This is a genomic window from Acaricomes phytoseiuli DSM 14247 (genome assembly GCF_000376245.1).
GTDB lineage: Bacteria > Actinomycetota > Actinomycetes > Actinomycetales > Micrococcaceae > Renibacterium > Renibacterium phytoseiuli.
Genome location: NZ_AQXM01000017.1, coordinates 1 through 5,943 on the forward strand (window position 1 = coordinate 1; position 5,943 = coordinate 5,943).

A 5,943-nucleotide genomic window follows, 5' to 3' on the forward strand; every position below is an offset into this window, starting at 1 on the left:
GTCGCCTCCGACGCCAACGTCGTGGACCTGAACAAGACGATCCGCCCCAAACGCGCCCGCGTGATCCGCGATGACGGCTGAGATCACACCGCGGCTGGTCGTCCGAGGCCGACCCCGCACCACAGGAGACTTCACCTGCGACAGATGCTCACGGGCAGCCGGCAGACACCGCGCCAGCTGGCCCGAAGGCAGGATCTGCGGGACCTGCTTCACCGTCGCCATGCGCACGCACGGGACCTGCCCAGGCTGCCGAACACATCGCATGCTTCCCGGGAGGTCTCTTTCCCACGGCGACCAACCAGTCTGTGTCGACTGCGCAGGCATCACCCAGGACTACCACTGCTCACGCTGCGGCACGGAAACCGAGCACTACCGCCAGAATATTTGCGCCCGCTGCTTGCTGCGGGACGACCTCACCGTCCTGCTGCACGTCAACGAGGCATCACAGGGGTCGGAAACGACGGCGACGAAACTGCTCGCAGCACTCTGCGGAGCCCAGCGCCCTGAAAGCATCCACACCTGGCTCCGCAAACCCGGTGTTCGCGACCTGCTCCAACGACTCGCCACCGGCGAGATCCCGCTCAGCCACGAAGCGCTCGATATTGAGCCGAACAGCCTGCGCGTCGAGCATATGCGCAGCCTGCTAACCCACCACAAGCTACTCCCGAACAGAGACCACTACCTCGCACTCTTTCAACGCTGGCTCACCAATAAGCTCGACGACGTCGACGACCCCGACATTAGGCGGCCCGTTGAATCCTTCGGCCGATGGCATCACCTGCGACGCATCAGGAGCCTGTCCACAGACGGCAAACCCACCCGCGGCCCCGTGCACAGCGCGAAGCAGGAAATCACCGAAACCATTAAGTTCCTCACCTGGCTCAAAACCACCCACGGACGGACCGTTACCTCCTGCGTCCAGGCCGACGTCGACGCCTGGCTGGCCGAAGGCCCCACCACCAGGCATGCCATCAGAACCTTCTTCGTCTGGGCGCTTAAGAATCGCACCTGCACCAACATCAGCATCGGATTCCGGCAGGCCAAGACCGTGCCAGTTCTCACCCAGGGTCAGCGGCTCGCCATGCTCAAAGCCTGCCTCACCGAGGACGTCGACACCCTGCCCTACCGGGTCGCCGCCACTCTCCTCCTGCTCTACGCCCAGCCAGTCGTGAAGATCGCCGCGATGAAAAGCACCGACGTGATGCTCACGCCAGATGGCCTGCGTCTGTCACTCGGCGACGGAGATCCAGCGCCAGTGCCGGAACCTTTCGCCTCACTGCTCATAGAACACGTGGCCTCACGCCCCAACATGCGCACCGGCAGCAGCTCAGGCAGCGAATGGCTGTTCCCCGGATACCGGCCCGGGCAGCACATCCACCCCAACACTCTCATGGTTCGTCTTAGGGAAGTCGGCATCGATCTCCTGGGCGCACGCAACGCATCCCTGCGCGGGCTCGTCAAAGAAGTCCCGGCACCGCTCGTGGCAGAAATGCTCGGCTACAGCTACCAAGTCACGCAAAAGCACGCTGCAGCCGCGGCAGAACCCTGGTCCCGCTACACGCCAGCCATTCCTGCATTCCTGAATATTGATCAACAGGCTTCTACCGAAGGAAACTAGCTGGATAGGGCGGGATCAGCGATTCTGATCGAACCAATCCGAAGCACTCAAAGCTCTTGCTTTTGGCCGCCCGATTCGATCAACGATCGGAGCCCACGTCTTTACCGGAACATCTCCCGCAAACCACTCAAAGGCCTGGATTGAAGGGTGGGCAGCGATTGCCTGCGGATCGGTACTAGTCAAAGCCACCGCTTTGGAACGCAATAATTCCTCCAGATAGGGCGCCTCTAGAAGCGGACCCAAGCCAGTGAACCCCTTCATCGATCCGATCTCCAGTCGTTTGAGATGCAGAAGGTTAGCGAGTGAGGGAAGAGTCCGCACTTGGGGCAGTCCATAGAGGCTCAGCAGCCGGAGGTTTGTTTGCGCACCTAGAGCAGACAGATCATGCAGACCGCGGATCTGGTTGACTGCGAGGTAGGTCAAGTTCTGGCAACCATTGACCACGTCGATCGACGTTCCGGAGCCCCCTCGGATGTCCAACCACTCCAGCTGTGACAGAGACGGCAAAAGGCCCTCAGGGATCTTGACCGCCCAGAGCGTCAGGCCCCGGACACCGGAGAGCCACTCGGCATCCGATAACTTGAGCGAGGAATGGTCGATCCAGACGTGATGCTCCGAGCGCCACTTGGCAGCAGATTGAGCGGAACTTTGTTGAGCAGCCATGACCCGAGTATGTCGCAAAGCCCCGTGAATCACCGCACTGCGGCGTTGCGTAGGTCTTGTCAGCGGAGATTAGTACCAATACGAATATGCATAGTTGCCAGTACGCGTTATGGCAGGACGTCTTGGAGGCTGAAAGATTGAGGAATTTCGGTCTCGCGCCGTTAGATAGTCACGTTGCCGGTGGAGTTCTGGCCGATCCAATTCATACGGTGAAGGGCGCGGGCACCGTCCCACCATCCGCCGTAGTTGAACGATTGCTCGTGTGCGCTCTCGGTGACAACCATGATCGCATCTGCAATGTCCTGGGCGAGAATGTGAACGAAAATCGCGTCCCTAATCTGGGCATCGTTATCGAGAAGCAGAACAATCGGCATTACCCGGTGCTGGTGATAGGCGGAACAGCTTGGGTAGTACGCCGCCGAACTGTTCTTCTCTGCAGCAGCGAGGGACAGACAGCACCACAAGAAATCAAACTGGCATAGTGAATCGAGGAAGGCCTCGGACGAACCGTTATCGCTTAGGAACTCGACGTCGGGACGCAACTCGGGGCGATCCTGGAGCAGGTCAGCTGCAATCGCAATAAGATTTCCGCCCTTGGGGGATGCATCCGAACGAACAAGCATGCCCGCCCGCGACGCCTCGGTCAGGCCGTGCCGGATCCAGGATCGGTAGGAATACGTCTCGTCTCCTATTCGTCGCAACACTATCGTCGGGATGGCTTCATACATCCCGCATCTGACAGCGGCCGCTCCGATGGCCATGACGCGGACAGTGATCTCAAGCCATTTCGCCGGTGCTCCCTGTTTGCCGCCGGTACTCGCCGGGTCCTGGAGTTGATCCTTATAAAGCTCGAAGAGAGTGTCCATGGCGTGCGTCAGTACTGGGAGCTCGCGTATGGCTAGGGCTTCAGCGGCCACACCGGCGATTCTGTCCAGAGTGCCTGTCCTCGTGCTGTCATCAACGCTGTTGCGGTAGGCATTCTTAGCTTTGAGCAGGAATCTCCGAATAACCCGTTCATTGCCCTCTGTGAGGGACGTCCGTACAGCTTCAGTGAACGTAGCCGCGTCCATGGCCAGGTCCGGGACAATCTGGCGCGGGGAGGCGGCAGAGCCCAACATTTGGACTGTGCGGTGGATCAAGGCGTCGACGTCCTGACGGGACTCAGCCCGCTGCTGGGCACGGAAGTTCTCCAGGACCTGGCCCCACGTCCTGTGGCTCACCACCACGTTGACCGTGCCTTCCCGGGTAAAGACGGTTCCTTCGTGAAAGTGATGGTTAAATTTGCCGCCCGTCTTGCTGGGCAGCGTCCCGGTCTTGGACATAGCCGCGGGGATTCCATCCACGGGCGGTGCTACATAAATCACGGCCATCGTTGCCGCTTGCTCTCCCAGTTGAAGCGTGTGCACCTGAGCACGAATGTCGACCGGGGCATCGACATATCCCTTTACTATCTGAGTCAGCGCGGCAGAGTCGAACATTTCCTTCGTGGGTTCTTCGTATCCCTTGGCCGGGCTTCCATCATCGTTGGCACCAATGACCAGGTAACCACCCCGCGGCAGATTCATCATGGCCGCACAATCTTTGACGAAATCGAGCTTTTTCCCGGGATCGCGGAGGTTCAATTCCTTCTTGAAATCCAAAGATGGAAGTTCGGCCCCCACCGCGAGGAGTTCACCGAGCTTTTCCTCTCCCACCTGGCCGTCATAGGCAAACGGCGGAAAAGGGCCTAGCGAACCGGATGTGCTCTCAGTCATGCGTCGATCCTAGCGTCCGTAAGAGCGTCCGGAGCCGCCAAGCCAATAGCGCTCCCGGGACACCTAAGCGGAATAGCTAGAACAGAATAGTTTGGAATCGAATACGCACGGTTACCAGTACTAGTCTGCGTATTGCAGGAGATGAATCAATCGCCCATCTCCAAGGCAGGATTGTCCGCGCCATGGATCATTCAGCCACGGTGACAGCCCGCAGGATCTCACCACTACTACTAAACAGGAACTGTTGGTGGCAGGGGTTTTTGGTACTCACAACATAAGTTTGGCCTTGGATGGGTTCCAGTAGAAGAACGCCAGCAGGAGCAGCCCACATCACCAGTGGCAGCCGAATGGCTGCGTGGTTCGCCGACTCTTCTATTCTCCGAAAGGCTCAAGCTCTCACTTCCATTTTTCTACAGGCTGTAGAAGAATGGATGTGAGAGCTGGGGCTCTCCGCTCTCGACGATGATGTGACCAGGAGGAGGCTGACTGATATGCCCGCCATGAAGAAAACCGATGACCACAGCACCGAGTACCTTCCAGAGCACGTCTGCTGGTCGTTATTGCGTGAGGGCGAGGTAGCCAGAATCGCCTTCTGCACCGACCAAGGGGTAGAGATCATTCCAGTGAACTTCACCGTGGATCATGGTTCGATCGTGCTAAGAACAGATCTGGGCGGAGTGCTGGAAAATATCTTGAACCCAATCACCATCGCCCTGGAAGCCGATGGTTTCAATGCTTACGGCACTATCGCGTGGTCAGTCGTCCTCAAGGGCCGTGCAACTCTGGTCACCAATACTCTCGATCTGCTTGATACCGCTGCACTCCCCTTGCTCTCCTGGCAGGCCGGCGCCAAATCTGCCTTTATTCGCATCGAGCCGGTCTCGATCACCGGCAGACGCTTCCCGATCCGGCTACCAGCCACGCAGCACTACCCGGACTGAGCCGACGTCGGTGCCGCTGCCCCGGCGCCTGATGGTTTTGCGCTTTTCAACAGCTAACTGTCAGGTCATTAGCAGGATCTTCTTCTTGACTGGAAGCTCCATCGCGGGAATATCCAACCGCGATGCGAGCTGGCTAATCCACGGAACCAAGGAGATCCATGATGAAGGTGAAACTGACCCGATTATTCGCTGCCGTTGGCGCAGCTGCAGCACTGAGCCTGGCGGGATCAGTAACCGCTCTTGCGACCCCCGCAACCGATACCCCCAGCCCTGAAATCGTCGGCGGCACCACAGCTGACTTCAGGCAGGCGCCGTTCGCGGCGCAGCAGTTCGTCAACGGGAGCTTCAATTGCTCCGCTTCCATTATTTCCGCGACCTGGGTGCTCACGGCTAAGCACTGCGTCGAAGGCAATCCTGCCAGTTCCATGACTTTCAAGCTCGGCAGCACCAACGTCGGCCAAGGAGCCACGATCGGCGTCCGGCGCACGGTTTCCTGGCCGAACTGAGCCAGCCGTATCAGGGCACTTACGCCACCATCGGTTCCAGCCAGCCCGTTGCCGGCACTGCCGGAGATATCTACGGCTGGGGCCGAGAGGGCCTCAACCGCCCCGGTTCTGCCCAACTGAAGACCGCTCGCGTCCAAGTCACAGGATTCACCAGTCAGTACTGGGGTCTGCCCCGGGTTTGGTTGACAGTTGGGGTTTGGGGTGATCAGGCCGCTTTCGCGTCCGTGTAGATCGTCTCAAACTCTACGGGAGTGAGTTTGCCGAGGCCGCGTTGCCGGCGTCTTCGGTTGTACTTCGTTTCGATCCAGGAAACGATCGCGAGGCGGAGGTCAGCGCGAGTGTTCCAGCATCTCGTGTTGAGCACGTTCTTCTGAAGCAGGCTGAAGAAACTCTCCATGCTCGCGTTATCGCCAGCTCCGTAGGACCGGCCCATGGAGCCGATAAGGCCGTTGTTCTTCAGG

General features: G+C 59.1%; 7 protein-coding genes. 3 read left to right on the forward strand and 4 right to left on the reverse strand.

The window, feature by feature from the left end; genetic code table 11:
* Positions 1–264: hypothetical protein (locus C501_RS14460; RefSeq protein ID WP_211206313.1), on the reverse strand; the 264-nt coding region annotated here is incomplete at its 3' end.
* Positions 265–397: 133 nt separating this feature from the next.
* Between C501_RS14460 and C501_RS11900 the strand changes: the two genes are divergently transcribed.
* Positions 398–1,618, forward strand: coding sequence for a site-specific integrase (locus C501_RS11900; RefSeq protein WP_018133637.1), 1,221 nt, complete (start codon positions 398–400; stop codon positions 1,616–1,618).
* A 15-nt stretch (positions 1,619–1,633) separates the two neighbouring features.
* Here the strand turns inward: C501_RS11900 and C501_RS0100255 are convergent, their stop codons facing one another.
* Together C501_RS0100255 and C501_RS0100260 are read right to left on the reverse strand one after the other, a co-directional pair.
* Positions 1,634–2,281: a leucine-rich repeat domain-containing protein gene (locus tag C501_RS0100255; RefSeq protein WP_018133638.1), complete on the reverse strand. Its 648-nt coding sequence runs from the start codon at positions 2,279–2,281 to the stop codon at positions 1,634–1,636.
* A 161-nt stretch (positions 2,282–2,442) separates the two neighbouring features.
* Entirely contained in the window at positions 2,443–4,035 is a 1,593-nt protein-coding gene (locus C501_RS0100260; RefSeq protein ID WP_083906473.1) for an AlbA family DNA-binding domain-containing protein, read from the reverse strand.
* Positions 4,036–4,526: 491 nt separating this feature from the next.
* On the opposite strand from C501_RS0100260, the gene C501_RS0100265 reads away from it, so the two are divergent.
* Complete coding sequence (locus tag C501_RS0100265; RefSeq protein WP_018133640.1) at positions 4,527–4,976, forward strand: pyridoxamine 5'-phosphate oxidase family protein; 450 nt, start codon at positions 4,527–4,529, stop codon at positions 4,974–4,976.
* A 158-nt stretch (positions 4,977–5,134) separates the two neighbouring features.
* On the forward strand, positions 5,135–5,482 hold the full coding sequence (locus C501_RS0100270; RefSeq protein ID WP_018133641.1) for a trypsin-like serine protease: 348 nt from the start codon (positions 5,135–5,137) through the stop codon (positions 5,480–5,482).
* A 205-nt stretch (positions 5,483–5,687) separates the two neighbouring features.
* Here the strand turns inward: C501_RS0100270 and C501_RS0100275 are convergent.
* The coding region (locus C501_RS0100275; RefSeq protein ID WP_018133642.1) for an integrase core domain-containing protein at positions 5,688–5,943 on the reverse strand (256 nt) is incomplete at its 5' end.

Excerpts from the sequence above, each read along its gene's own strand:
- C501_RS0100255 (WP_018133638.1), bottom strand. The coding sequence starts at position 2,281 with ATGGCTGCTCAACAAAGTTCCGCTCAATCTGCTGCCAAGTGGCGCTCG.
- C501_RS0100260 (WP_083906473.1), bottom strand. The coding sequence starts at position 4,035 with ATGACTGAGAGCACATCCGGTTCGCTAGGCCCTTTTCCGCCGTTTGCC.
- C501_RS0100265 (WP_018133640.1), top strand. The coding sequence starts at position 4,527 with ATGCCCGCCATGAAGAAAACCGATGACCACAGCACCGAGTACCTTCCA.
- C501_RS0100270 (WP_018133641.1), top strand. The coding sequence starts at position 5,135 with ATGATGAAGGTGAAACTGACCCGATTATTCGCTGCCGTTGGCGCAGCT.